Origin of the sequence: Rhizobium sp. IBUN, assembly GCF_000510625.1 — a bacterium.
Classification (GTDB): Bacteria; Pseudomonadota; Alphaproteobacteria; order Rhizobiales; family Rhizobiaceae; genus Rhizobium; species Rhizobium altiplani.
Window position 1 is genome coordinate 29,214 of record NZ_AZNV01000005.1, and the last position, 26,823, is coordinate 56,036.

Genomic DNA, 26,823 nt, shown 5'->3' on the forward strand with positions numbered 1-26,823 from the left:
CTGGATCGATGTATCGGTCCCGGCTAGACCAGCGGGAGTTGGCTCAGAAGTTTTCTGGTTTCGATCCCATCCCAGGGAATGTATTCGGTGATGGCCAACCCCACGATTTCGCAAGCAGCAGACACATCCGAAGGAGCCGCACCACGTGCTCAGGTTCCAGACGCCCCCTGGGGACACCGGATAGAATCGTTTTATCAGTACCCGGTTTATTGAAAAGAATTGGCGGGAAACGGCCGGGCAGGATCGCATCGACGTCGAGATGCGCTGCAAGCTGCTTGATGTCCTCGTCCGCAATCCACTTCAGGATTGCGTTACTGTCGCCAGACAACTCACGCGAGGATGTGTGTCGGAGGTTTAGGCGATCAATGACCTTCTGCTCACTAGCAGACCACTCGTCCAGCCCCGCATACATGACCTTGGACGGTCGAACAGGGATATCAACCTCGCCGACGAAATCGCGGTCGCCCTCGCCAAGGAGCATATCGAGCACCTGCGCGTGCGCGTGACCGGTGTCCTTCAGCGTCTGGATATCTGGATGTGCATCTATCCAGAGCACTCCGACGTCCCACCGTATCGCTTGTTGGAGATACGCGATTGGGCCAGATCGACGAGACAGTCGCCTCCGATTGTAAGGATGCGATCCGGTGCGTGCTTTTCGATCGCGGACCGCGCTGACCGGGCTTGTTGCAGCAAAGCGCTCTTAGCGACAATTCCATCCTCCAGGGGCAGTTCCGCCTCACCAGGCGACGGAACGTCGATTGTTTCCTCGGGGCCCTGAGATTCGGCAGAGGCCACGACAGCAAGCGCGAGCTGACGTAATACTCGGCGAGGTTCCCGCCTTGCCACTGGGGCAAATGTAATCTGAGGGTGTGGTCAACTGTGGCATGAGCAAACACTCCTTCGCCATCGCGTGTGCCACTGAAGTAATCAAGCCGCCGAGTGCCAAGGCGGACATTCGAGGCGTGCGAAACTTCCCTAGTGAGAATGCGGCGGTTACCAAGCAATCATGCTTAGACTATGCAGAATGATCTGCAGTCCCAGAGCGGCTTGGGTAACGCCGAGCACAACCGCCAAAACCTGCAATGACGTTCCGATCCATCTGAGGATGGATTCAGCAAACATCATGGCCAGCCAGTCAAGCGTCAGGATCAGCAATACGATCGCCGCCAGGGTGACGCCTTCCGCTTGCCGGTCACCCGCCAACGTAGCGAAGACGATGACGGCAGCTATACCATAGGGTGTCACAATTGTTGGAAACGCCAACGGTGTCAGAGCAAATTTCAAATCTATCTGGCCCTGCTCCGTTGGCCGTATCATTGGGTCCGCGGTCGGCTGCAAAACGGTTCGCAAAGCCACCATGAACAAGATAATGCCGCCCGTCATCGCCAGCACCGGCAACGAAATCTCCAGATTTTCAAGCATGGTGCGTCCGAGAAATCCGGCGATGGCGAGCGCCGCCGCCGAGAACAGGATCGCTCTGGTGGCTAATTGTCGCCGAACGCTGGGCTCGTAGCTGCCCGCAAGGACCTTGAATGGCACCAGTATCTTAATTGGGCCGAGCATCAAAAAAAGCATCAGGAATATCTTGCGTGAGCCGAATTCCACCTCTGGGAACTCCGGCGGGGGCAAGGATTGCGCAACGGATTGCACCGGAACGCTCACCGCCCAAACCAAAGCGAGAACAGACGCCAGGAGATATCGCCGCACGGGTTCCTTTGCTTTTGTGGTATGGGTCGCCTGGTGTTCGTCAGCCATATCAGCGGAACCGGGTTGCGATCCCGCCTCATACCACTTTCCGTTCTCGACCGCCATTTCGCCTTGGGGTCGAAGCGGCCACTGGCTTCAGTGGCTTCCCCACGCCCGGTCGGCCATTTGAAGTCGAAGTCCGGCCCAGGATTGGACCATGTCCCAATACACGACGGGGTTGGGAACCAACCCGATAGCCGCTTGCATTTCGGCAGCGCTCGTTGTTCAGTTCAGCAGCATGCGTATTTCATGGAGGGAGACATGGGCGCGACGATCGTCGAGCGCCTCGCAGCAACGCATTTCCCGGATCCAAACGGGCGAGGTGCAGCATCAGGCCAGATTCGCTGGTGGGTCCTGGGAGGACATTACGCCGGAGATGCTCGTTCTCTATGAGCGTCTGCTCGAAAACCAAACGTTCCTTGCTGAGGATCTGCGCGGCCGTTTGAGTAGCGGCGATAGCTGATCTCACCTCCCGTGGCCTCACAAGAAGGCGGGCCACCGTGGTTCGAACATTCGGCGCTGTTCGACTTCCGTTTCCGCGCCCATCAGCGATGACTTAGATCGCTGTGACACATGACAGTTCATCGTAGCGCCCGTGACTGCTTGATCAATCCGATCTGACTAGCTCGTCCGGCGATCACGAGCGCGCTATTTCGCACGATCGGCATGAATTTTGCGTTCCTACTGCACGTCGACAGCAATTCTCCGCATTGGACAGCCATGGCGGGCATAGATCGGCTCCCGTAATTTACCGTAACGTACGTGCGGCCGGGACTGATTGCTGCTAGCCTATCTTCATGGAGTTGCGAGGGGCCTCCGCATCCGCAAGTATTTTTCGCTCGACCGGCGGCTGCATTTTCTGCGGGTGCAAGCGAGGTTGCCCAGACGTCCAGTGGAGACGGTGATCCGTCTTCCACCAAAGAAAGAAAAGGTGCGATCATGACAAGGTTTCTTGCTTGGTGTGCAACTTGGCTGGCGGCGGTGTCCTGGCTCGCCATTCCGACAGAGCTACCGACGGCCTACGCGCAGCAGCCAGCACCTGCGCCCGCTTCCGCTTCGGCCGCCGCGCCGGCAGCGAGTACCGCCGAAACAGCAGCAGCGCCTCAGGCCTTGACTGAGGACGAACTCGAGACGCTTGTCGCGCGCATCGCACTTTATCCGGATGACCTCGTGGCACTGATCACGGCTAGCTCGCTCTTTCCGCTGCAGATCGTCGAGGCGAACCGGTTCCTTGAAACGAAGAAGACTGATGACAAGCTTAAGCCCAAGGAGACTTGGGATGGCAGTATCATCTCTCTTCTCAACTATCCTGAGGTCGTCAAGATGATGAACGACGACCTGGAATGGACACAGACGCTCGGACAGGCGATCACCTATCAGCAGAAGGACGTCCTTGTGGCCATTCAACAGCTGCGCGACCAAGCGGTGGCCAAGGGCGCGATCAAGACGGACGACAAGATCACGATCGTCAACGAGGGCGACAACGTTGTCATCCGGCCGACCGACCCCGAGAAGGTCTACATCCCGAAATATCCGCCGGAGATGCTCTACGAACCCGGTTACGCCTACGAGCCTATTAGCTACTACGACCAGCCCTATTCGAACTATTGGTATCCCGGTGCTGCCTTCTTCGCCGCAGCCGTAACGGGCGTTGCCTGGGCGGCCGCGGTCAACTGGGACAACTGGGGCGTTTGGGGCGGCAACTGGGGCGGCGACATCGACGTCGATTGCAACAATTGTTTCAACAACCGCAATTTCAACGGCAAGGTTAAGTGGAACGACGTCGACTGGAAGAACGTCGACCGCAGCAAGCTCAACATCGACAGAAGTCAGTTGGCGAACGTCGACCGAAACACTATCCGAAACAATCTCCAGGCCAATGGCGCCAACAACCTGCGCAATCGCGCCTCCGAGATCAACCGTGAGCGCGGCGCTGGCGTCGCCAACCGGGCGGACCGCGCAGCCGACGTGCGCAGAAGCACCGCGGAGGGTCTGAAAAACCGCGGCGGTAACGCCGGGCAAGCCGGCCTCAACCACCCCGGCGGTGGGGTCGCCAACCGGCCAGCGGCAGGAAATCGACCGGGCGCCGGCGCGGGCGTAAATCGCCCCGGTGGCGGAAACCGGCCTGCGGCCGGCCAGCGGCCCGCGAACGGTAAGCTCGCCGGCAAGGCGGACAACCGCGGCCGCGCAAACGCGCTCGGCAACGTCTCGTCGAAGCGCGGTCAGGTCGACGCTTCGAGGCGTGGAGCGCAGAGCCGCGCCAACGCCCAGCGCCCCAACCGTTCCAACGTCCAGCGCTCACCCAACCGTTCCAACATTCAGCGCGGTGGGGGTGGACGGTCGCAGATGAGCCGTGGCGGTGGCGGACGGCAACAGATGAGCCGCGGTGGCGGCGGTAGACAAATGCCTCGAGGCGGCGGCGGCCGCGGTGGCGGACGCGGTGGTGGCAGACGTTGAGCGACCTTTGGGGAGAAAAACGATGAACACGTTCTTCAAGTCTGCAGGCCTCTGGGCCGTTCTTGCAACAACGACCGTTCTTTGCGGAACTGCACCGGTGCTCGCCCAGGATACGCCGTTCGACAGCTTCACGGCCTCAACTCCGGCGCCGCAATTCGACGACCCGGTTGCGGCGGTCGACAAGCTGAAGGCAGCTCTGTCGTCCGGCGACGTCGATGGTCTTGCTGTGCTGCTCGGCATCGACGCGGTCAAGCTAAAGGCCAACGAGGACGCCATGAATACCTACCGGCAAATCCGCGAGGGCGCCGCAAAGCAGGTGGTCGTGGAGGACCGGGACGGCAAGAAGATCGTCGAGATCGGCGACAAGCTTTGGCCGCTCCCCTTCCCGCTCGCGAAACGTGGTGATGGCAAATGGGCCTTCGATACCAAGGCGGGCTTCGAGGAGATCCTCGACAGGCGGATCGGCGAGAATGAACTCCAAGCGATCGACACCATGCGCAACTACGTCGACGCGCAGCAAGAATACGCCTCGGCCGATCACGACGGCGACGGCGTTCTCGAATATGCACAGAACCTCATAAGTAGCCCTGGCAAGACAGACGGCCTTTACTGGCCCTCCAACCAGGGAGACTCAGACAGTCCCGCCGGAGCCTTCGTCGAACAGGCCGCTCTCGAGCGTGCGAAGGCCGGGGATGGCTATTTCGGCTACCGTTTTCGTATCCTGAAGGGCCAGGGCGCCAACATAGCCGGTGGCGACTACAGCTACATAATCAACGGCAACATGATCGTCGGGTTCGCGCTCGTCGGATGGCCCGTCAAATATGGTGAGACGGGAGTGAAGACGTTCCTGGTGAGCGAGAAGGGCGTCGTCTACGAACGCGATCTCGGCACCAACACCGCCGCGGCGGTCGCGAAAATGACGCGCTTCAACCCTGACGAAAAATGGGACATCGTTTCAAACTGACGTTTGGCACCGCCCCGCCGATGGGAGTCATTTCGCAACGTTCGGACAAAATTCGAATGCGATGCGTCCCTTGCCGCCTGTGACTGGGAAAGACAAGCCTGCATTCCTTTCGTCCGTCTATGGCTACGAGTTGCCAGTCGCGAGTGGCGCTTCGATTGGCGCCTAAATCGAGACTTCTCAGACGACATCTGGGCGATGTTCGCACTGCTGCAAATTCCGTAGCCGTCAGGCGCGACGAACCACCTCGCGGCGTCAGGAATAGGGTTTGCGGACCCCATTTTGGAAACCGCCCCCCAAGCGAGATCACGAGTGTTGCAGTTCCGCACTCGACTCGCCGTTAAAGCAATGCTCCAGTAACAACAGGCTAAAGTTGGGAGTTGGCGATGTACTACGAGTGGAACGAAGCCAAAGCGAGACGGCAGTACCTGATCAAGTTCGCCTCGGTCTGGCTGGCAGCGATCGCGTTGGCATTTCTTCCTGTCTGGTGGTTGGTGCAGGAAACCACTTTCTAGTCTTGTCAGACGAAGATCTTGCCTGATCGGGAGACACCCAAGGGGTGAACTCGGCCGCAACGCCTACGCCTCTCAGAACTCTCGAAACAGTTCCTACCAGCGGTAGCGCCAGTTACCAACATTGGCGTACGTGCGATCGATGGTCGGCTGTGCTTTTATGAGCCCGGCCAGAAAATGCGGCCACTTCCTGTGATAGTGTTCCGAGGTCCGCGCACACCCCTGCGGGCCTCGTCCTTTGCGCCTCCCACCGAATGACTAGCCCTCCCCCTCAAACGGAGGCATCCTGCCCTTCGCCCCAATAGGTTATTCTGAAACTTGTTCGCAGTCCCTCTGTGAGCAGGGTTAACTCAGGGCCCCTCAGAACCCCGTCGAGCCTTGCGCTTCTCTGTTCTACAGCCAGGCCGCGACAATAGCCGCGGCCTCGGCATTTTCAGGAGGGCTTCGATTTCGGCTGCTCCCGACCCGCGATCGACATGTGCTTGAAGCCTCTGTCGTTCGGTTACATCCGCGTGTCATTTGGCTGCACGTTGAAGCCGCTATGTGACCTCTGGCGACTGTCGATCTGCGGGCTCTCGCATACAGATGGCCTCCTCGGCGCGTCGCGGCCGCTGAATGCCTCGTCGGCATGCCCGTGGTGACAGCAGGCTGGATGATGCTTGGACGAGTGAGTGTGCTGGTGGTCAAGAACACTTGGAGGGCGCCTCAATGCCCCCTAAAGTCGGCCTGGACGCACTCCTCATCAACGGCGATGAGAACTGCGACAAACGCTCGGGCACAATTCCGGGCGCCCTGAGCCGGGGCAACATAAACCAGGTGAACCGAAGGCGAGATGAGCGGGCAAGGCAGGGACAGGTTCAAGATTGCCATTCTGGCCGTTGCCCTTACCGGCCTTACGGTTGGGGCCACCCTGAGGCTTGCCGGAAATGTTGATCTCGCCGAGATGGTCTGGGTCGCGGGGGTCGTTCCTGTCCTTGCCGTCCTAATCATCGAGATTGTCCGAAGCCTCTGGAGAGGCGAGGTCGGCCTCGACATCGTGGCGGCTCTGTCCATGTCGGCCGCGCTTGTGTTCGGTGAGACGCTCGCCGCGGCCGTCGTCGCGCTGATGTACACTGGAGGCACATTCCTCGAGAGCTTTGCCGAAGGCCGTGCCCGTCGTAACATGCAAGCCCTCCTCTCACGCATTCCACGCACCGCCGCCCGATACCGCGACGGCGCGTTGGAAGAGGTGTTGCTCAACCAAATCGCACCCGGCGACCTTCTCCTCATTCGGCAAGGGGACGTCGCGCCTGTCGACGGAACTGTCGAGAGCGCGCGCGCGGTCGTCGACCAGTCAGCCATGACAGGTGAATCGATGCCTGTGAGACTGATGCACGGGCAAGAGGCGATGAGCGGCTCGACCAATGTGGGTGATGCCTTCGATCTGCGCGCAAGCCGCCGCGCTGCGGAGAGCACCTATGCAGGAATCGTCCGTCTGGTCGAGGAGGCGCAGCGGTCGAAGGCGCCGATGTCTCGACTGGCAGATCGCTATTCGATCCTGTTTCTCGTCGTTACGGTCACGCTTGCCGCTGCCGCGTGGTGGATGACCGATGACCCAATCCGGGCCGTAGCCGTGCTGGTCGTAGCCACACCCTGCCCTCTGATCCTTGCGGTGCCGGTCGCGCTGGTCGCGGGCCTATCGAGGGCAGCGCACTTTGGCGTGCTGATCAAGGGCGCGAGGGCCCTCGAGGCACTCACGCAGGCCCAAACATTGATCCTCGACAAGACCGGCACACTGACGGACGGCCGTCCGCAGATTGTGTCGGTCGACACTTATGCTGACTTGCCGCCGGGTGAAGTGCTTCGCCTGGGTGCGGCAGCCGATCAGGCATCGAAGCACCCCATGGCACAGGCGATCGTTGCCTCGGCACGCGCGCAGGGCATGCCCCTGCCAATACCGACGCATATCGAGGAAGTTCCAGGAGACGGGGTCGCGGCTCAGGTGGACGGCCGATCCGTCGTCGTGGGCGGGACAGATTTCGTCATCAGCAAGATTGGCAGATCGCGGGCTCCGGATCAGGAATCCGAAGCGGGCTCTGTGCTGGTCGCGGTCGCGGTGGACGGCCAGCTCGCGGGAAATCTGGTCCTGTCCGACCCGTTGCGCCGGGAAACGGCAGGCTTCCTTTCCGGCATCCGCCGCAGTGGCATTAGACGGATTGTGCTTGCCACAGGCGACCGTCACGCCGTCGCCGAGGCCGTTACTGAAGGGCTCGGGCTTGATGCCGTCCGCGCCGACCTGACGCCCGACCAGAAAGTTCTTCTGGTGCTGACCGAACGCAAGAACGGGCCGGTGATGATGGTGGGCGACGGCGTCAACGACGCTCCCGCATTGGCGGCCGCCGATATCGGCGTAGCAATGGGAGCACGGGGGGCGGCCGCCTCCGCCGAGGCTGCTAGCGTTGTTCTGCTGGTTGACGACCTCGGTCGGCTCGTTTCGGGGCTAGAAGTGGCTAAGCGATCACGCGGGATCGCGGTCGAAAGCGTCGTCGCGGGCATCGGTCTTTCCATGGCCGGAATGGTTGCGGCAGCCCTTGGCTACCTCACGCCAGTCCAAGGCGCGCTCCTTCAGGAGGCAATCGATGTTGCGGTCATCCTGAACGCCTTGCGCGCGCTGCGAGTAACACCAAGAAACGTGTCGGCAGTGGGCACACGGGTTAACCCTGTCGAGCTCCAATCCCAGGCAGAACGCTACGGTGCCTCTCAATGACTAGCCTCTCCCTAGCTGAGACGCATATGGTGTCTCGACGCTGATACGACGCCGATCTGCATCGGCGATGCACGCGGCAATACCTTTGGGGGACCGGAAGCCCGTCATTGAAAGCCTCAAATTGCAAGATGTCAGAAAGGTTTAGGCTGAGCGTCGAACGCGGTCTCGATCTGCCGCGAATATTACAACCAGAAACTTATTTTGAGACGACACGGCCACTAAGTCGGGTAGGCTGCTTCCATGAAGGGGGTAGCTGGAATGAACTCGGAAGCGCGAGACTATGGACATCAAACCGACTGGCAAAGCATCGCCGTGCTAACGATGCCATTGGCCATTGCCGTCGTTTCGTTTGGATGTCAGTTTTTCCTGTAGATATCTCATTATGCAAGGCTCCGCGCTTTTGCAGCACAACGCTGCAGCGCAGTGACTTGCATCCTATTGGACGCCCCTAGACTGTCACAAGGAGAGCGTTGCCCGAGGCGGTTGCGCTTTATCCAGACAACCTCATTTTAAGCTCGACAAGCACGATCCGAGGAAATTCGCTGCACCCTCGCGCGACGAACTGGCGCGGCGCCCAAGGCGCAGCGATTTGATGGCGAGTCCGAAAACTCCACCGCCATGTCGCGCTGGACAGCTTTGTAGATAATCGTTGCCCTCCCTGGGTCCTCAAGCTTGCGCTGGGTCAAGGTGCGAAACGAGCGGGCCACCTGTTCCGAACGCGGCATCATTGGAAACAGCGAAAGCGACTCCAGATGTATTTGGCGACGTTTACTTCGAGCCATATTCACTTACCTAAAGGGCAGAGTAGCCCGAGAATTTAAGGGAGCTGCCTGGGCAACAACCTCCTCGCAGCAGGCAATACCGGCAGCTGCCTTTTGACGGAGGAGAAAATGACCGATAGCCGCTCAGATCCGAAGGGACCCGATCTCGCCCTCGGAATAGCACTCGACGACCTTCCCGATGGAGGCAAGCTGGTTGGTCACAAAGACGGCGAGTCCGTGCTTCTCGTGCGTCGTGGAGCAGAGATATTTGCCGTCGCCGCCACCTGTTCGCACTATGGCGGACCGCTGGTCGACGGCCTGGTTGTCGACGACAGTGTTCGTTGCCCCTGGCATCATGCCTGCTTCGACCTGCGAACCGGAGAGGCCCTGCGCGCACCGGCCCTGTCGCCGCTCACGTGCTGGTCGGTCGAGCAGCGCGGCGATAGGATTTTCGTTGGCGAGAAACGCAAGAAATCGTCGCAAGCCTCGCGCGATAGCAATGCCGAGGTCTTGCCGGAAAGAATCGTCATCGTCGGCGGTGGCGCGGCGGCTTTTGCCGCGGCCGAAAGACTGCGGCGCGAACAATATCAGGGCGCCATCGTCATGATCAGCGACGACGAGGCGTTGCCGGTCGACCGCCCCAACCTCTCGAAGGACTATCTTGCGGGCAAGGCTCCCGAAGACTGGATCCCACTGCGCACGGAAGGCTTTTATGCCAAGAACGGCATCGAGGTACGCCTCGGAACGAAGGTTGCCGACATTGATGTCCGCGCCAGAGAGGTCGTGCTCGCCGATGGCGGCCGGGTCGCCTTCGACAAATTGCTGCTAGCGACCGGCGCCGAACCGGTGCGCCCCAGCATACCGGATGCCAACCAGCCTCATGTCCACACACTGCGCTCGCTTGCCGACAGTCGCGCGATCATCGCGCAGAGCGGCGCGGCGCGGCGCGCTGTCGTGCTGGGCGCCAGCTTCATCGGCCTCGAGGTCGCTGCCGCGCTTCGGACCCGCGGTGTCGAAGTGCATGTCGTGGCGCCTGAGGAACGGCCGATGGAACGGGTGCTAGGTCCCCAGATGGGCGACTTCATCCGCGCCCTGCATGATGAACATGGTGTCGTCTTCCATTTGAAAGATACCGCTGCGAGCATCGGCGCCAGCGAGGTTTTGCTGACGAGCGGCAGCACGCTGACTGCCGACCTGGTCGTTGCCGGCATCGGCGTGCGCCCGCGGGTCGATCTCGCCGAAAGAGCGGGGCTTACCATCGATCGGGGTGTCCTGGTCGATGCCTATCTGGAGACCAGCGCGCCGGGGATATATGCGGCCGGCGATATCGCGCGGTGGCCCGACCCCCACAGCGGCGAGAACATCAGAGTTGAGCATTGGGTCGTGGCCGAGCGGCAGGGTGCTACCGCCGCGCTGAACATGCTCGGACGCCGGAAGGAGTTCACGGATGTGCCGTTTTTCTGGAGCCAGCATTACGACATCCCGATCAATTATGTCGGACACGCCGAGAGATGGGACGCGATCGAGATCGAGGGCGACATTGCTGCGAAGGACTGCCTCCTGCGCTTCACGCACGGCGGACGCGTTCTGGCGGTTGTCACGATCTTCCGCGATGCGGAAAGCCTCGAGGCAGAACTGGCGATGGAACAAAACAAGGCATAACGCGCGTAGTGGCTCTATGCCAACCCGCATCTCTCCTGTCGAAAAATAGCGCCGTGGAGTTGATCCATAAAGCACCGTGTGGCTGCCGACGTGAGCGTCACGCGCGCGGCTGTAATGGCTGCCAACGGCATCACATGTCGATCCAGGCGCCCGACCTGCAGTGCAAGATGGGGCTTTTCCGTCCCGCGACAGCGAGGTGCCCTGAGTTGACAAATGGCTGACTGCCCATAATCTGCGCGTACGCCTTTTAGATCGCCGTTTTTTTTCGTGGTGAGGTTCATGCCCATGGCAAAGTGCATGAGACGATTTCTGCTGGCGAATGTTGCCCTTTGGCTTTCCGCGATCGCGGCGGGCGCTGCGACGCTCGATACGGTCACCCAGCGCGGCAGTGTGCGTATCGGCTACATTACCGACGAGGCGCCCTTTTCCTCCGTCAAATCGGGCGCCGATCCGATGGGATATGCCATCGACCTGTGTGGCAAGATCGCCGACGAAATAGAGTATCGGGTTCCGCAACTGAAGCGCGAATACGTTGAAATGACGCTCGCCAACGGCTTCGATGCAGTGAAAAACGGACAGATCGACCTGCTTTGCGGCGCGATCACAGTCAATTTGAAGAGGCGAGAAATCGTTGACTTCTCACAGCCAATCTTTCTGACGGGGGCGACCGCGCTGCTCCGCAAAGATTCGCCTAACTATCTGCAGACTCTTTTTCTCGAGAAGCCCGCTGTTCGCCCGGTCAGCCAGCGTGTCCCCTCCACACGCGTAATCGGGGTGCGGGCAAGCACAACAACTGGAACGACCCTGCGCGAGGCGTTGGCCATCCAAGCCTCGAAGACGAAGCTTTCCGATTTCGAAACGCACGAGGACGGGCTTAAGGCGCTGGAGGATCACAAGATCGACGCCTATATCGCCGATCAGGTGCTACTAATCAGCCTGGCCAAGAGGGCACGCGATCCATCGTCGCTCGAGATCGGTGATCGGCTCTTTACGCATGAACCCTATGCAATAGCGCTGCGTCGCGACGACGCCGACTTCCGCCTGCTGGCCGACCGTGCGTTGACGGCATTCTATCTGTCGGACGATTTTCTGCCGCTGCTGGAAGGCTATTTCGGATCCGAGGCGCCGATGCTGCACACGCAAATCATCATGGAGCATGTTCCCGATTGATTTTAATCACCTCAATCAAGGGATTACACAAGCAGCTGCACCGCCTTGCGGAACGACCGACCGCAAAGGGGTATCCTGATGGCTAATGCCCGCCGCGCCGGAGAAGATGGGCAGCCAACCGCCAGGTGTGATGCGCGATTCGGTCGAGTCGTCGAGCGGCGTCGATCCGCGCGAAGGCACTTGCAGCTACCAGCTCTCCCGGTGCAACCGAGGCAAGAGTTGTCGCGCGATGGTCCTGCTTCAGCGCGCTGAGTTCTTTTGCCGCCCGTTCGGCTTCCAAAAGCGTCGCGGCGACCTCGGGTGACACGCTCCAACCGATAGCCGCGGCCTGAGCGCTGAGGGCGGTTTCAGAAGTGATCGAGCGACCAATCGCTTCGGCCGCGATCATCACACGTGCGCATAGCTCGGTCGCGCGGCTTTCGAGAACGGCTTCGACCGGCCGGCCGGGGAGCTCCCCCTCCTCCAGGACCTCCGCAAGGCGCGAAGCGTGATCGAGCGCGTGCAGCATGCTCGTCATGCGCAACCGCTCATCCTCAGTCTCGGGCGGCTCCTTCAATTCGGAGAGAAAATCCCGTATCTCCGACAGCACAATGCCGGTCGAAACGCCTCCGGTCGCAATCCTCGTCAGGCCCGAGAGCGCAGCAGAAACCGAGGCAGTGTTCGTCGCGAGGACGTCCGCCAGGACGCGCCTGACCGTCTCGATCGCGATGACCGGACTGGCAAGGGCGCTTGGATCAAGCGCGCGCTGAACGGCTGTCTGCCTCGACGGCAACATACGCTCGACAACGCGGGTAAACCATTGCGTCGCCGGAAGCAGCACCGCAACCCCTACGACGTTATAGGCCGTGTGATAGGCAGCAAGCTGCGTCATCCCGTCGACCGACGCGGAAAAGCGTTTCATCAGTACAGTCGTGAACGGAAAGGCGATGATCGCGATAAGCGCCGCGATCATCTTGAACAGCACATAGGCCAGGGCGAGGCGCTTGGCCGTCGTGCTGGCGCCGATCGCGGCTAAGGCGGAACTCGTCGCCGTCCCGATATTCTGGCCGATGATCAGTGCTGCGCCTTGCTCCAGGCTCACTGCCCCGGCGTAGAAGGCGGAAATGGTCACGGCGATCGCCGCCGTCGAGGACTGCATGACCGCCGTCATCGCCAAGCCAACGCCGATCAGCATCATGAGGCCAGCCAAACCCGCGCCCCAGCTAACTCCCGGAGAACCAAGCACCGAGGGCAGATCGGACGGATGCAACGTCTCCGCCAGTTCCCCCATGCCCTGCTGCAGCGTCGTCAGCCCGTAAAGAATGAGCGCGAAACCCGCAAGCGCACTGCCCCCCGCCGCGATCCTCCCACCGCTCAGTAGCTTGGCCAGCGCTCCGATGAATATCATCGGCAGCGCGTAGGCTGAGAGCGAGACTCTCATGCCGATCAGCGCAACCAGCCATCCCGTTCCCGTTGTGCCGACATTGGCGCCGAAAACGAGCCCAAGCCCCTGCGGGAAGGTCAAGAGCCCGGCGTTGACGAGACCGATCGTCGTCATCGTCACCGCGCTCGACGACTGGACGAGCAAGGTGACGACAGCGCCCCAGAAAGCGCCGGAGAGCGGCGTGGCGACTGCCGCGCCCAAGGCGGTCCGTAACGCCGATCCCGCCAATGCCTTGAGGCCCTCGGTCATGACGGTCATGCCGAGGAGAAAGAGCCCAATTCCACCGAGAATGGCAACCGCTGTCGACATCGGCGTTTGGCTCCCTTCGCTTCGCTCTTTATCTCTTCAAGCTAATAGGACCAACCGCGCCGTGCAAGCGGGCTTGGAATGCCCTTCCCTTGGGTGAGTGAGCGCACGGGAAAGCCAACGCGCGGCCTTCGATTCGGTGCTTATCTTTTCCGAATCTGATCCGCGGCGGCCGGCCTCCCCCCCTTGCCTCTCCTTGCCGTAAGAGGATGCTTCTCCGCCAGTTGTTGCGACTCAGCGGCTTGCAAAAAACCTGTTGACGGGCCGAGATAGGCCAAGGTGTTCACGTAGCGTCGCACCCTCGTAATCCCTCCTGAAAACGCCTCGTCGCTGCAGCTCGGGTACAAGCCGATCAACGACATCGTCGAGACCTTGGGGAAGGTAGGGGAAGACGATGTTGAAACCGTCGCTGCCGCGTGCCGTCAGCCATTGCGCCATCTCATCGGCGATCGTTTCCGGCGTTCCTACGAAGGCAAGGCCCGCGTAGCCCCCATAGCGCTGCGCGAGCTGCCGAACGGTCAACTGCTCTTCCTGGGTGAACTTCAGCACTTGCGCGCGGCCGGTCTTGCTGGCGTTCGTCTCGGGTATCTCAGGCAGCGGCCCGTCCGGATCGAAGCCGGAAGCATCATGACCAAGGGCGATCGAGAGCGAAGCGACGGCGCTGTCATAGTGAACGAGGCTGTCGAGCAGCGCCCGTTTCGCGCGCGCCTCCTCAATGCTGTCGCCAATGACGATGAAGGCGGCCGGCAGGATCTTGAGGCTATCAGGATCGCGGCCGACGGCGGCCATCCGCTCCTTGATATCGGCATAGAGTGATTGCGCCGCCGGGAGATCGCGCGGCGAGCAGAAGACGACTTCGGCTGTCTCGGCGGCAAGCTGGCGGCCCGGCTCTGACTGCCCCGCCTGCACGATCACCGGCCATCCCTGAGGCGGGCGGGCAATATTGAGCGGACCGCGCACGCTGAGCTCCTCGCCCTTGTGATTGAGGACATGCATTCTGGCCGGGTCGAAAAACTGGCCACTTTCCACGTCGCGCGTAAATGCGTCGTCGGCGAAACTGTCCCAGAGGCCGGTGACGACGTCGTAAAACTCGCGGGCGTGGCGATACCGTTCGCCGTGTTCGACATGCTCATCGAGGCCAAAATTCAGCGCGGCGTCGGGATTAGCCGTCGTCACAATGTTCCAGCCCGCGCGCCCGGCGCTGATATGGTCAAGCGAGGCGAAGCGGCGCGCAACGTGATAGGGCTCGTCGAAGGTCGTCGAGGCTGTCGCAACGAGCCCGATCCGATCGGTGACGGCGGCAAGCGCCGACAGCAGTGTGAACGGCTCGAAGGAGGTTACCGTCTGGCTCCTCTTCAGTGCCTCCAAAGGCATGTTGAGCACGGCCAGATGATCAGCCATGAAGTAGGCATCGAACTTCGCCGCCTCCAGCCTTTGCGCAAACTCCTTTAAGTGCTTGAAGTTGAAGTTCGCGTCCGGGTAGGCGCCGGGATAGCGCCAGGCTCCGGTATGCAGACTGACGGGGCGCATGAAGGCGCCGAGATGCAATTGTCGCTCGTGTGCCATCAAGTCGTCCCGCCTTATGCCTGCCCGTGCCCGCCGACTACGCCTGCGGCTGCTTGGTCTTGCGCAGGTACGGCAGCACCGTGTCAAACGATCCGAAGCGCGTTACCGCGTCCTCGTTGGAGACGGCAGCCGTGATGATGACGTCATCGCCCTGCTGCCAGTTCGCCGGCGTCGCGACCTGATGCTTTGCCGTCAACTGAATGGAGTCGATCGCGCGGAGGATCTCGTTGAAGTTTCTCCCCGTCGTCATCGGGTAGGTGAGGATCAGCTTGATTTTCTTGTCCGGGCCGATGATGAAGACGGAACGAACGGTTGCGTTGTCAGCTGGCGTGCGGCCTTCCGACGTTTCTCCGGCTCCAGCCGGCAGCATGTCGTAGAGCTTGGCAACCTTCAGGTCCTTGTCGCCGATCAATGGATAGTCGACATCAAAGCCGGTCGCCGTCTTGATATCGCTCTTCCACTTGCTGTGGCTTTCCACCGGATCGACGGAGATGCCGATGATCTTGGCGCCGCGGCTGCGGAATTCGGGCTCCAGCCCTGCCATCGCCCCAAGCTCGGTCGTGCAAACCGGCGTGAAGTTTTTCGGATGCGAGAAGAGTACGGCCCAGCCGTCACCGATCCAGTCGTGGAACTGAATGGGACCTTGTGTGGTGTCGGCGGTGAAATCAGGGGCAATATCGTTGATGCGGAGGCTCATGAGTAGTGACCTTGTTGGAAATGGCGCTGGTGTTCAATGACAGGCGATTCTGTAGTCGTTTTCTGGCACTGTTCAAGCACTTGTGCCACGATGCCGGTGATCAATGGCCGCAAAGTTCGCGTGCCGGCCAGTTGCCTCGTCGATGACATCGACTACCACGCGGACGAGGCCCCTCTACCAAGAGACGGCTTTTTCGGCGGTATCTTATCGAGATGCCGCGTTCTGGCTTTCAGGGTTTCGAAGGCACGGTAGCCCCCCGGCCACCGGCCATAGCCGCTGGCGACATTGACGTGCCCGGCCAAACCGGCATTGCGAAGCTCGCTGCCCCAGAGACGGGCAAACAGTGTCAGCCGATCGAGCGACATGTAGTGATCGTTCAGGCTGCCGACGACGATACTCGGAAACGGCAGCTCGGCCGTCGGCATTGTACCAAACGCAATCTGCCCGGGATGCAGCTTCTCAGTCACCAGCAGGTCGCACGGCGCCACGAGCAGCGCTCCCCTCACCCGCGCCGCAGCAGGCCGCCCGGCAAGGCTTGCCGCGAGCAGACATCCAAGACTGTGAGCAACGATATAGGCTTCACCGGCATCTTCGAGCACGGCCTCGAGCCTCGCCCGCCAGAGGCTGAGGTGCGGATGATCCCAGTTGTCCTGCCCGACAAGGCGACTTTCGGGATGGTCCCGCAGCCATGCGGTTTGCCAGTGCGCATCTTCTGATCCGAAGAGCCCGGGAAGAATAAGTACTGGCGCCATCATCAATCCTTATCCGCGTTGTGTGAAGGAGTATCTGTTCCTAGAGAACGCCGAGGGTGATGGCGAATAGGAACCCGAAGGCGAACACCGTCGCCGCGGAAGCAGCCACATCCGCCGCGGCATCGGCAAGCCGGCTACGCGGAGCAATATGGCGAGCATCGAAAACGGCCATGACGATCCCTCAGTACCAAGGCGCCGGAGACGAACTCCAATAGTAGATTTCATAGTCGCGTGCCGTCAGTTCGCCGTCGCCATGCGGCTCAAACCGTGGTGCGACTGCCGGTTGGGAAAGTCCGATGAGGACCATCGACCGGAACCAAAGAAGAAGAGACTGCATCATCGTTTTCTCCTTGCCCTACCTCAGATCAGCTGGTTGCGCCTCGCATTCGAAAGCAGGTCCGCGGCACTGGCGACCGGGCCGAACAACATCAGCAGTCGATTTTGCTCGCGCATCGTCAGCCGATAGCGACGCGCAAAGTCGAAGACGCTCCAAAGCTCGCTCCCCATCGCCCGTTTCTCCGAACTGTCCATGCCACCATTCCTCCAAATCTCATTCGGCCGCCTGAAGCGAGGCCCTTGCCGACGGGACGAAAGAGAAGGCAGCGAGTTCATCGACGACAGAACCGATGCGGCCAGACAGCGCCTCCGAAGCGATTTTGTAGTCGACGAAATCGCGGTCAGCGGCATAGACGGCCGTCGGCAACGTGTGGGCCATGAAGAATCCGAACAGCGGCCGCAGCTGATGCTCGACAATCAGGGCATGGCGGTCTCCGCCTCCGGTGGCAGAAATGATGATGGGCTTCGAGCGCAGTTCGCTCGGCTCGATTAGATCGATCAAGTGCTTGAACAGGCCGGGATACGAGCCTTTGTAGGTGGGCGAGCCGATGACCAGGACATCCGCCTTCACGATATCATCGAGAACCTGGCTGGCCTGTTCATCCAGGTCGCGACGCCAGAGCGCAGTGCCCAGCGACGGACCGACGTCCTTCAGATCGTAGATCTTGCTTGAAAAGCCGTAGTTTTCAGCAGCAAGCCCCACAATATGCTCGACCAGGGCATAGGTCTTGGACGGACGGTTAAAGCTACCGGCAATACCCACCAATCGCAGCGACATAGATCTCTCTCCTTTGTTGTTAGACCGAATATTGTCTATAAATTTTATGAACAAAAGAAATGACGTTCCGTTATCTAGGAGAACCGTGAAATTCGATGCCCTCGCACGCGCCGTCACGCAGCCTGGCTTCTGCAACTCTCCTAAGCTGTTGAACAGCAAACCTATGAGGCGGCAGAGAGCGACGGCCAGACTGTGTAATCGCGTGCGCCTGCTACGGCCCGGCCGTTCAAAAGTTCCAAGGTGTGCCGCAAGCTTTCTGTCTCGGCATACGCGTTTTTCTTGGAACCTTTGGCCGCGCCGCTCGTTGTGTGATTGCAGCGTTTGAAATCCGCGCTGCCGGACCAGCATCGCCTATGTAGGTTCGTCAAAAAGGCCCGGTGGTTTCTATCCCGCCGGGCTTTTCTTGGTCCCTTCCCCCGCTTTTTCTCCTTCGATTGTCGTTCGTTTTGAACAACTTGCGCTCTCGAGCATTAACTATCGTCTGCAACCAGGAAACAACCCAATGACGATCACCGCCAAAGTTGCCGCCGCCCTATGCATGCTCATGGCACTGAGTTCTTGCGCAAACACGATCAAGGGCATTGGGCGCGATACGGCTAATACCGTCAATGCGACCCAGAACGCCGGCAATCGTGTAGCGAATGCTGCGTCCCGCTAATCTCGTTGATGGCTTCTCCGCCAACAACCGGACCCTGCATGCTTCCGGTCTGAAACCCGCCGAGACGCGTTTTCTGGTGGACAACCTGAGCGCGTTCGAAAGGAGCGTTTCAATCTCTTCGCGTTAATCGACGGAAATAGCCGGCGGGCCTTGAAATCGCATCGATCGAAGCAAAGATTCGTCTGGATGCGATGGAGGCCTAGCCATGTCGAACTATAAAGAGGAAAGGCGGTTTCGGTGTCAGGACGACAGAGGAAAAACCTATGTCGTCATTCAGCAGATCAGGATTTCTGGCCAAAACGCGCCTTCGCCCAAGACCGACTATATGACCGAAGAAGGCGAGATCGTGAATCGACTCGATGAAGATCATTTTCTGCTCCTGCTCGAGGGGCAGGTACTGCACATTCCCCATATCTCGGATACGGATCACTGAGCGGTGACGGCAACGACAGAAATGGCGCGCCGCTGACTCCAGGCGGTTGCTTTCGCTGCGTCTGCCGCCGACCAAACTCAACCGAATCATGATTCGGCGCGATCATCCGCATGACTGGGACATGAACGCCGGTTTCAGTGCGCATTCATTCGCCACATCTAATCTGCCCAACCATCAGCGCTCCGAAGCGTTGCGTTGACAGATACAGATGGAGACCGATCATGAGAAAGCTAGTTGTTGCAGCCGCCGGACTAGCGACGCTGCTCGTAAGCGCACCGGCTTTCGCGGACGGCGTATACTTCGAGTTCGGCTCCGGCCCACGCTATTATGACGATCCGCCTCCGCCGCGCTACTATAGGCACGGCCCGCGCTATGCGTACGACGATGATGGCGATGATTATTATCGCCCGCGTTATGCGCGACAGGTGTGCTGGGACCAGCCCTACCAGAAAAAGAGCCATCACCACTACATCACCAAATACAGGACGGTCTGCCGCGACCGCTAACATGTAGTGCGGAAGGCAATGATGGTGCGCCCGGCGGCGCACGATCACCGCTTCCGCATCCTGCGTCCTTCCTTCCTTTTTCAACGAAAGCGCAAAAAGGTGATTGGCCCCGATGGTTAGGTTGCGATAGGACTTCGCGCATCATTGCCTGCCGCCGGAGTGCCTAAGTGTCGATTGCCGATATTTCCTTGTTGAGCGCCCTTTTTGCCGGCGCGCTGTCGTTCCTGTCGCCCTGCGTCCTGCCTCTCGTTCCCCCCTATCTCTGCTATATGGCCGGCATTTCCGTCGAGCAGTTTCGCGGTGGCAGCGCCGTTGCCGTTGCCCCGGACGCGCGGCGGGGCGTGCTGTTTTCGGCGCTTTTCTTCACACTCGGCTTCGCGACCGTTTTTGTGGCGCTCGGAGCTGGTGCATCCAGCATCGGCATGGCGCTTCGCCAGCATCTCGATCTCCTGGCAAAGATCGGCGGCCTGATCATCATCGTCATGGGATTGAATTTCCTCGGAGTCTTCCGGATTGGAATTCTGGCCCGCGAGGCGCGCTTCCAGGGCAGCGGCAGGCCCGCGACGCTGACCGGTGCCTATATCATGGGCCTGGCTTTCGCTTTTGGCTGGACACCCTGCATCGGTCCGGTACTCGGTGCGATCCTTGGCGTTGCGGCCTCGCGGGAGACGGTTGGCTCAGGTGCTGGGCTGCTGGCCGTCTATTCCCTCGGCCTTGCCATCCCGTTCTGGATCGCCGCTGGCTTTTCCGGCGCCTTCATGAACTTCCTGACGCGCTTTCGCCGGCATCTCGGAACGGTCGAGAAAGTCATGGGCGTATTCCTCGTCCTGACCGGCCTCGCCTTCATGTTCGGTTTCGTCAGTGACGTCGCAATCTGGTTCCAGCAGACCTTTCCAATCCTGATGAAAATCGGCTAAGCCGAAATCACCCTGCAGAAATTTGCATTTGGAATAGCCGTTGTTCGACATTGTCAGTCTGCTCCTGCCGTTCTTCGGCCTGATCCTCATTGGCTATATCGCAGGCAAGGTGACGAAGCAGCCGGCCGACGCGCTCGGCTGGATGAACACCTTCATCATCTATGCAGCGCTGCCGGCGTTGTTCTTCAAGCTCGTCTCACGCACGCCCTTCGAAGATCTGACAAGGATCGACTTCATCGCCACCGATCTCGCGGCAACCTATTCGATCTTCATTGCGCTGTTCGCGATCGGTCGCTGGATCCGGGGTAATTCGCTCGCCGACTGCACGATCCAGTCGTTTGCCGGCGCCTACGGCAACATCGGCTATATGGGGCCTGGCCTCGCTCTGCTGGCGCTCGGCCAAGCAGCGGCCGTCCCGGTCGCGCTGATCGTCTGCCTCGAGAACGCGCTGCACTTTATCGTCGCGCCGGCGCTGATGGCAGCGGCAGGCGATGACCGGCGTTCCGCGGGACGGCTGGCGATCGACATTACTCGGAAGGTGGCCTTCCACCCCTTTATCCTGTCGACGGCGTTCGGCTTCGTTGCTGCCGCCTTTCACATCGATCAGCCGGCCGCATTCCAGCATTTCGTCGACTATCTCGCGCAGGCTGCCGCCCCCTGCGCTTTGTTTGCCATGGGCGTCACGCTGGCGCTTCGGCCGGTGAGGCGCATACCGGCCGAAATCGGCTATATCGTTCTGGCGAAGCTCATCGTGCACCCGATTGTCGTCTATCTCGCGCTGACCGCCATCGGTGGCTTCGAGCCGGTCTGGATCTATGCCGCGGTACTGCTTGCCGCCCTGCCGACGGCAACCAACGTCTTCGTCATCGGACAGCAATATGGCGTCTGGAAGGAACGCGCTTCGGCAACGATCCTGATCACGACGGCGCTTTCCGTCGTGACCGTCTCGCTCTTCCTGATTGCGATCAAATCAGGCTTTCTTCCGGCTTAGCTTTTCCTTGATCGCGCCGGGAATATCGCGGAACGAACGACCAGGCTCGATGCCCTCACGCATGACAATGCTGCGCAGTGGGGGGAGTGCCGACAGAATGTGCAGGCCGGCAGCGCGCATCATCTGCACAGGCAGGAAATCGGACAATAGCGAGCGATTGAGAAGATCGACGCTCGCGGTGCGGCTCATGATATCGGCGCGACGCTTCCGATCGAAACGGTCGCCGGCATCAGCCGCGATCGGCAGTTCGGGTCGCGTGCAAAGAATGTCCTGAAGCGCCATGACATCGCGCAGGCTGAGGTTCAGCCCCTGCGCGCCGATCGGCGGGAAGACATGCGATGCCTCGCCAATGAGGGCAATCCGCCCCTTGCCGGAGCGATGGGCCATCATGCCTGATAGAGGCCAGAGCTGCACACCTTCCTCGACGGTCACCTTACCGAGCAGTGACTGCATGCGCTCCTCGACGACATTGCTCAGTTCGACGAGCGAGAGTTCATTGCGGGCGACGGCATCCGATGGGTTCTGGACCCAAACGAGGCTGGAGCGATTGGCGGGCAGCGGCACCTGAGTGAAGGGTCCGCTTTCCGTATGGAACTCCGTCGAGATATTCTCATGCGGCAGCGTGTGTTCGAAGTTCAGCACCATGGCCGACTGCGGATAAGACCAGGTGCGAACGTCGATGCCGGCGGTTTCGCGCAGCTTCGACTTGCGCCCATCAGCGCCAACCGCGAACGTCGCCGACAGGATTTCGCCATCGGCAAGCGTGACCGTCACCGCCTCGGTGCCGATATCGATCACGTCGGCAAACGAGGTAAAGCGCGTGATGTTCCCCTCACCGGCGATTGCGGTCTCCAGCACCCCCATCAAGGCTTTGTTCGGGAAATTGTAGCCGAAGGCCTCAAGATCGAGTTCGACCGAACGGAATGTGGTGATCGGCGCCCGCAGCAGGCGATTCGTGCCGTCGATGATGCGCATGGTGGAAAGCGGCGCGGCCGCTGGCCGCAACTTTTCCCACAAGGTCAACCTGTCGAGGAAACGGATCGATTGATCCATGAGCGCGGTCGTGCGCCGGTCCTGGCTCGGCGATGGCGGGGCAACGAGAGCCACGTTGCGTCCGCCGCGAGCCAAGGCGATGGCGGCGATCATGCCAGCAAGCCCGCCACCGATCACCGCGATTTCAAAAGTCTTCATTGCACCGTTCCGTCAATTCTTTGACGGCGATCCGGTGCTTATGCAGCCGGCTTCGCCTGACGGCGCCAACTATAGCCCTTGCCAGCGTCCGCGTCACGCACAGCCGGTTGATAATGATGCGGAATTCCCGGCAGGCGATGTTCCGTGAGGCGCTTTATCGCAGTCTCGTTGGTGACAGCGAAGCTGTCGATGCCGACCCGCTGCATCAGCGGAATCTGGTCGATCAGCACGTCGCCGACGGCGCGCAGTTCGTTGGTGTATCCAAGGCGGTCGCGCAGGAGGGATGCATGGCTGAAGGCCCGGCCATCGTTGAACGCCGGGAAGGCGACAGCGACGATCTCAAGCCGATAGAGGTAGGGCTCGAGCTTGCGAATATCGTCCGCCGGCTTGATCAGCACGCCGAAGCCGACCTCGTTGCTCTCGTCGGCCCTGGCGATCAGCTCGTCCAGGCCGAGAAGGGGTCTCTGCCCCTCGACTGCCTTCACCTCTTCAGTCTCGATCACCCAGGGATCGTTCTCTACGAAGCCGGTTTCTCTCCAGATCTTGGTCATCGTCCCCTCCTTACGCCGCTTCTGCCGCCGAACCATACAGCGCGTCCTTAAACGGCTGAGGACCAACGCGGCGATAGGTTTCGAGGAAGATCTCAGACGGCTCCTTGCGGATTGTCAGATAGGTGTTGACGATCGTTTCGATCGCGTCGGTCACCTTGTCAGGCTCGAAGCCGCGGCCGATGATCTCGCCGATCGACGTATGCTCGTCGCCCGAACCGCCAAGCGTGATCTGGTAGAGCTCAGCGCCCTTCTTCTCCACGCCCAGCAGGCCGATATGGCCGACATGGTGATGGCCGCAGGCATTGATGCAGCCGGAGATCTTGATCTTCAGCTCGCCGATCTCAGCCTGCCGATCCGGATCGCCGAAGCGCCGGGAAATTTCCTGCGCAACAGGAATGGAGCGCGCATTGGCGAGCGCGCAATAGTCCAGCCCCGGACAGGCAATGATATCGGTGATCAGACCGGCATTGGCCTCGGCGAGGCCGATGGCGACGAGACCGCGATAGACCGCTTCGAGATCGGCGAGCGCCACATGCGGCAGGATCAGGTTCTGCTCGTGGCTGACGCGGATTTCGTCGAAGGCATATTCCTCAGCGATATCGGCAATGGCATCCATCTGGCTATCCGAAGCATCGCCCGGAATGCCGCCGATCGGCTTCAGGGAGATCGTCACCATGCCGTAGTCGGGATGCTTGTGCGGCTGCACGTTCTGCTGCACCCAGCGAGAGAAAGCCGGATCGGCCTTCTTCCAGCGAGCGAGATTTTCCCAGCCTTCGGCACGATCTGGCAGGGCCGGCGGCGCAAAATAGGCGGCGATGGCTTCGACATCAGCTTCCGGCAACTTCAGTTCGGAGTCCTTGAGTTCCGCGAACTCTGCCTCGACCTGACGCGCCAACTCTTCCGCGCCTGTTTCGTGCACGAGGATCTTGATGCGAGCCTTGTACTTGTTGTCGCGACGGCCATGCAGGTTGTAAACGCGCACGATGGCTGTCGTATAGGACAGCAGGTCCTCCTCCGGAAGGAAATCGCGGATCAGCTTGGCGATCATCGGCGTGCGGCCCTGGCCCCCACCGACATAAACGGCAAAGCCGATTTCACCCTTCTCGTTCTTCTTCAGATGCAGGCCGATGTCGTGGACCTGGATCGCGGCGCGGTCACGTTCGGCACCGGTGACGGCAATCTTGAACTTGCGCGGCAGGAACGAGAATTCCGGATGCACCGAGGACCACTGGCGCAGGATCTCGGCGTAGGGACGCGGATCCGCGATTTCGTCGGCGGCTGCACCTGCAAAATGGTCAGCAGTGACATTGCGAATGCAATTTCCCGACGTCTGCAGAGCGTGCATCTCAACGGATGCCAGCTCGGACAGCGCATCCGGGATTTCGGAGAGCTTCGGCCAGTTGAACTGCAGGTTCTGGCGGGTCGTGAAGTGGCCGTAGCCGCGGTCGTACTTGCGCGCGATATGAGCGAGCATCCGCACCTGGCGCGAGCTCAGCGTCCCGTAAGGAATGGCGATACGCAGCATGTAGGCGTGAAGCTGCAGATAGACGCCGTTCATCAGGCGCAGCGGCTTGAACGCGTCTTCGGCAAGCTCACCGGAAAGGCGGCGCTGCACCTGGTCGCGGAACTGCTCGACGCGCTCGGCGACAAAAGCGTGGTCAAATTCGTCGTAACGATACATCTGCTTCCTCAGACTGCGATGAATGCGGGGTCGGCGGGCTTGTAGCCCGGCGCGTATTCCATGGTTGGGCCCTGGGCACGAATGCGTTCGCGCAAGCGCAGCGGCCACAGCACGCCATTGCTCTCCTGAACCTCGACGACGGCTACGTCCACGACCTGATTGTCGGCATAGGACTTCTTGCCAATTGCTTCCAGCGCATCGACGGCTTCTGTATGGCGAGCAACAAGGGCTTCCTGCAGCGAGGTCACCCATTGGCCGTTGGCGTTCAGCCAGACGGCGATGCCATCCGTCAGTCGGTTGGCAGTCAGGACCTTGTCCACCATGTTCAGCTCCTTGCAAATTCCTCGGACCGGGCGCGTTCGCGCACGAGCGGTTCCGACAGTTCGAAATTGGCGCCTGCTACAGCATCGCCGATAATGACCATAACGGGGCCGGTCAACTCGTCACGGTGCTGCAGATCAGGAAGATCCCGCAGAATCCCATGCAACAGCCGGCGATTGGGACGGCTGGCATTCTCGATGACGGCGACAGTGGTTTCTGCCGGAAGGCCAGCCTGCATCAGGCGCTCGGCGACGGAAGCGGCGACGGTGCGCCCCATATATACGGCGATCGTTGCGCCTGAGACGGCGAGGCTTGCCCAATCCGGCAGGACATCACCCGTCAGATCGTGGCCGGTCGTAAAGACCAGCGAAGATGCCACGCCACGCAACGTCAGCGGTAACTCGAAATCGGCGGCGGCGGCGAAGGCCGAGGTGATGCCGGGGACCACTTCATAGGAAATGCCCGTAGCCCGCAGCGCCGCCATTTCCTCACCTGCCCGGCCGTAGACCAGCGGATCGCCGGACTTCAGGCGAACCACGCGCTTGCCTTCGCGACCGAGATATACGAGCAGATCGTTGATCTCTTCCTGCGACTTCGAATGGCATCCCTTGCGCTTGCCGACCGACAGGCGCTCGGCGTCGCGGCGGCCCATGTCGACGATTTCCTGCGGCACGAGGGCATCATAGACGATGACATCGGCCTCCATCATCACGCGCTGGGCGCGCAGCGTCAGCAGGTCCGCAGCACCCGGCCCGGCGCCGACGAGCCAGATGTGCCCCTCGACCTTCTCAGCGGACTGCAACATGCTGTTGGCTGCACGACGCGCCTGCGGCAGGTTCTCGCTGGCGACAGCATCGGCGACCGCGCCGGAGAAGAAACGCCGCCAGAACAGGCGACGCGCAGCGCCCTTCGGCACGAGATGCTCGACAGTCTTTCGATAGCCGATGGCAAGATCGGCCAGCCGGCCCAGCGACGGTGCAAGAATTTGATCGACCTGTGCACGGATCATCTGTGCGAGCACCGGCCCGGCACCTTCGGTGCCGATAGCGACAGCGACCGGCGCGCGATTGACAAGAGCAGGCGTGAAGAAATCGCAGTAGTCAGACTGATCGACGGCGTTGGCGGGCACCTTTTCGGCGCGCGCGGCCTCAACGATGGCGCGATCCTGCACCGCGTCTCCGGTCGCAGCAAAGACGAGTGTTGCCCCACGGACTTGCTCGTCCACAAAAACTGCGCGCACCGTCTCAATCCGATTGGCGATCAGATAGGCGTGGTAATCGGCCTCAGGATGATCGGTATAGGCAACAACCCGTGCCTGCGTGTTCAGCAGCAAGCGAACCTTGGCGAAAGCCTCGTCGCCATTGCCGAAGACGGCCGCGATCCTACCCTCGACGCGAAAGAAGGCAGGAAATACCGACAGTTGTTCAGTCTTGGGAGACATCATCAATCCATTTCGAAGTTGCCGGAATATGCACTCTCTGCCCAGGCAAATGAAGAAACAGAAATTCCAATGCCCGCGCGCGCACGTATTCTTTTACTCGCTCTCTCAATGATTTGAGTAAAAGTCACCGGTGCGGCGCAGCGGACACACCTGCGTCTGCCGCAGCGCAGCAGAAAGACTGTGACAAATCCCGCTCCCCGTCGAAATCGGCATTTGCCTCGCCTGCCGCTACCGGTAGAGTGCGGCTACCAAGGAGAAAG

26 protein-coding genes are annotated in these 26,823 nt (G+C 60.6%); 11 read left to right on the forward strand and 15 right to left on the reverse strand.

All coding sequences use genetic code 11. The features are described from left to right. Nucleotides 1-43 precede the first annotated feature (43 nt). Together RHIBUN_RS34700 and RHIBUN_RS35160 are read right to left on the reverse strand one after the other, a co-directional pair. Nucleotides 44-616 carry an arginase family protein gene (locus RHIBUN_RS34700; protein ID WP_084659657.1) on the reverse strand — a complete coding sequence of 191 codons (573 nt, stop codon included), beginning with the start codon at nt 614-616 and terminating at the stop codon, nt 44-46. A 377-nt stretch (nt 617-993) separates the two neighbouring features. After that, the gene (locus RHIBUN_RS35160) at nt 994-1,812 is read right to left on the reverse strand and encodes a MarC family protein (RefSeq protein ID WP_084659659.1); all 819 of its coding nucleotides are present in this window, start codon (nt 1,810-1,812) and stop codon (nt 994-996) included. Between the two features lie 873 nt (nt 1,813-2,685). Here RHIBUN_RS35160 and RHIBUN_RS0106895 point away from each other — a divergent pair. The 6 genes from RHIBUN_RS0106895 to RHIBUN_RS0106925 all read left to right on the forward strand — a co-directional run bounded on the left by RHIBUN_RS0106895 (nt 2,686) and on the right by RHIBUN_RS0106925 (nt 12,015). Continuing rightward, a complete protein-coding gene (locus tag RHIBUN_RS0106895) occupies nt 2,686-4,203 on the forward strand; it encodes a DUF3300 domain-containing protein (RefSeq protein WP_025658990.1) in 1,518 nt (505 codons plus the stop codon). Nucleotides 4,204-4,225: 22 nt separating this feature from the next. Further along, the gene (locus tag RHIBUN_RS0106900; RefSeq protein WP_025658991.1) at nt 4,226-5,167 is read left to right on the forward strand and encodes a DUF2950 domain-containing protein; all 942 of its coding nucleotides are present in this window, start codon (nt 4,226-4,228) and stop codon (nt 5,165-5,167) included. A gap of 383 nt (nt 5,168-5,550) precedes the next feature. Continuing rightward, the gene (locus RHIBUN_RS37890; protein WP_018858765.1) at nt 5,551-5,679 is read left to right on the forward strand and encodes a hypothetical protein; all 129 of its coding nucleotides are present in this window, start codon (nt 5,551-5,553) and stop codon (nt 5,677-5,679) included. Nucleotides 5,680-6,508: 829 nt separating this feature from the next. Further along, the gene (locus tag RHIBUN_RS0106910) at nt 6,509-8,422 is read left to right on the forward strand and encodes a heavy metal translocating P-type ATPase (RefSeq protein ID WP_025658992.1); all 1,914 of its coding nucleotides are present in this window, start codon (nt 6,509-6,511) and stop codon (nt 8,420-8,422) included. 890 nt (nt 8,423-9,312) lie between these two features. Then, complete coding sequence (locus tag RHIBUN_RS0106915; RefSeq protein WP_025658993.1) at nt 9,313-10,845, forward strand: FAD-dependent oxidoreductase; 1,533 nt, start codon at nt 9,313-9,315, stop codon at nt 10,843-10,845. A gap of 297 nt (nt 10,846-11,142) precedes the next feature. After that, nucleotides 11,143-12,015, forward strand: a complete 873-nt coding sequence (locus RHIBUN_RS0106925) for an amino acid ABC transporter substrate-binding protein (protein WP_245271638.1) — start codon at nt 11,143-11,145, stop codon at nt 12,013-12,015. Nucleotides 12,016-12,097: 82 nt separating this feature from the next. On the opposite strand, the gene RHIBUN_RS0106930 is transcribed toward RHIBUN_RS0106925, so the two are convergent. From RHIBUN_RS0106930 to msuE, 8 genes are all read right to left on the reverse strand, one after another. Further along, complete coding sequence (locus RHIBUN_RS0106930; RefSeq protein WP_025658996.1) at nt 12,098-13,747, reverse strand: Na/Pi symporter; 1,650 nt, start codon at nt 13,745-13,747, stop codon at nt 12,098-12,100. A 231-nt stretch (nt 13,748-13,978) separates the two neighbouring features. Then, nucleotides 13,979-15,310, reverse strand: coding sequence for an LLM class flavin-dependent oxidoreductase (locus tag RHIBUN_RS0106935; RefSeq protein WP_025658997.1), 1,332 nt, complete (start codon nt 15,308-15,310; stop codon nt 13,979-13,981). 37 nt (nt 15,311-15,347) lie between these two features. Beyond that, a complete protein-coding gene (locus RHIBUN_RS0106940) occupies nt 15,348-16,007 on the reverse strand; it encodes a peroxiredoxin (protein ID WP_018858771.1) in 660 nt (219 codons plus the stop codon). A gap of 152 nt (nt 16,008-16,159) precedes the next feature. Continuing rightward, nucleotides 16,160-16,759: an alpha/beta hydrolase gene (locus RHIBUN_RS0106945; protein WP_025658998.1), complete on the reverse strand. Its 600-nt coding sequence runs from the start codon at nt 16,757-16,759 to the stop codon at nt 16,160-16,162. 40 nt (nt 16,760-16,799) lie between these two features. After that, on the reverse strand, nt 16,800-16,931 hold the full coding sequence (locus tag RHIBUN_RS37895; protein ID WP_280949572.1) for a hypothetical protein: 132 nt from the start codon (nt 16,929-16,931) through the stop codon (nt 16,800-16,802). A gap of 9 nt (nt 16,932-16,940) precedes the next feature. Beyond that, entirely contained in the window at nt 16,941-17,099 is a 159-nt protein-coding gene (locus tag RHIBUN_RS36315; RefSeq protein ID WP_156932677.1) for a hypothetical protein, read from the reverse strand. 20 nt (nt 17,100-17,119) lie between these two features. Further along, nucleotides 17,120-17,290, reverse strand: coding sequence for a hypothetical protein (locus tag RHIBUN_RS36765; RefSeq protein WP_167354930.1), 171 nt, complete (start codon nt 17,288-17,290; stop codon nt 17,120-17,122). A 19-nt stretch (nt 17,291-17,309) separates the two neighbouring features. Then, nucleotides 17,310-17,873, reverse strand: a complete 564-nt coding sequence (gene msuE / locus RHIBUN_RS0106965) for an FMN reductase (protein WP_025658999.1) — start codon at nt 17,871-17,873, stop codon at nt 17,310-17,312. Nucleotides 17,874-18,375: 502 nt separating this feature from the next. Here msuE and RHIBUN_RS0106970 point away from each other — a divergent pair. The 5 genes from RHIBUN_RS0106970 to RHIBUN_RS0107005 all read left to right on the forward strand — a co-directional run bounded on the left by RHIBUN_RS0106970 (nt 18,376) and on the right by RHIBUN_RS0107005 (nt 21,378). Further along, nucleotides 18,376-18,531, forward strand: coding sequence for a hypothetical protein (locus RHIBUN_RS0106970; RefSeq protein ID WP_018858777.1), 156 nt, complete (start codon nt 18,376-18,378; stop codon nt 18,529-18,531). A gap of 205 nt (nt 18,532-18,736) precedes the next feature. Further along, nucleotides 18,737-18,964 carry a hypothetical protein gene (locus RHIBUN_RS0106980; protein WP_025659000.1) on the forward strand — a complete coding sequence of 76 codons (228 nt, stop codon included), beginning with the start codon at nt 18,737-18,739 and terminating at the stop codon, nt 18,962-18,964. A 221-nt stretch (nt 18,965-19,185) separates the two neighbouring features. Further along, the gene (locus RHIBUN_RS0106990) at nt 19,186-19,470 is read left to right on the forward strand and encodes a hypothetical protein (protein WP_025659001.1); all 285 of its coding nucleotides are present in this window, start codon (nt 19,186-19,188) and stop codon (nt 19,468-19,470) included. 167 nt (nt 19,471-19,637) lie between these two features. Then, nucleotides 19,638-20,387: a cytochrome c biogenesis CcdA family protein gene (locus tag RHIBUN_RS0107000; RefSeq protein WP_025659002.1), complete on the forward strand. Its 750-nt coding sequence runs from the start codon at nt 19,638-19,640 to the stop codon at nt 20,385-20,387. Between the two features lie 40 nt (nt 20,388-20,427). Next, complete coding sequence (locus RHIBUN_RS0107005) at nt 20,428-21,378, forward strand: AEC family transporter (protein WP_025659003.1); 951 nt, start codon at nt 20,428-20,430, stop codon at nt 21,376-21,378. Here the strand turns inward: RHIBUN_RS0107005 and RHIBUN_RS0107010 are convergent. Genes RHIBUN_RS0107010 through cysG form a run of 5 tightly spaced genes read right to left on the reverse strand, consistent with a single transcriptional unit; the run spans nt 21,358 to nt 26,563 of the window. Then, nucleotides 21,358-22,569 carry a UbiH/UbiF family hydroxylase gene (locus RHIBUN_RS0107010; RefSeq protein WP_025659004.1) on the reverse strand — a complete coding sequence of 404 codons (1,212 nt, stop codon included), beginning with the start codon at nt 22,567-22,569 and terminating at the stop codon, nt 21,358-21,360. The two genes, RHIBUN_RS0107005 and RHIBUN_RS0107010, sit on opposite strands and share 21 nt — an antisense overlap. 38 nt (nt 22,570-22,607) lie before the next feature. Next, nucleotides 22,608-23,120, reverse strand: coding sequence for a DUF934 domain-containing protein (locus RHIBUN_RS0107015; protein ID WP_025659005.1), 513 nt, complete (start codon nt 23,118-23,120; stop codon nt 22,608-22,610). Nucleotides 23,121-23,130: 10 nt separating this feature from the next. After that, nucleotides 23,131-24,801 carry a nitrite/sulfite reductase gene (locus RHIBUN_RS0107020; protein WP_025659006.1) on the reverse strand — a complete coding sequence of 557 codons (1,671 nt, stop codon included), beginning with the start codon at nt 24,799-24,801 and terminating at the stop codon, nt 23,131-23,133. An 8-nt stretch (nt 24,802-24,809) separates the two neighbouring features. Continuing rightward, nucleotides 24,810-25,124 carry a DUF2849 domain-containing protein gene (locus RHIBUN_RS0107025; RefSeq protein ID WP_018858786.1) on the reverse strand — a complete coding sequence of 105 codons (315 nt, stop codon included), beginning with the start codon at nt 25,122-25,124 and terminating at the stop codon, nt 24,810-24,812. A gap of 2 nt (nt 25,125-25,126) precedes the next feature. Beyond that, complete coding sequence (gene cysG / locus RHIBUN_RS0107030; RefSeq protein ID WP_025659007.1) at nt 25,127-26,563, reverse strand: siroheme synthase CysG; 1,437 nt, start codon at nt 26,561-26,563, stop codon at nt 25,127-25,129. Nucleotides 26,564-26,823: the final 260 nt, after the last annotated feature.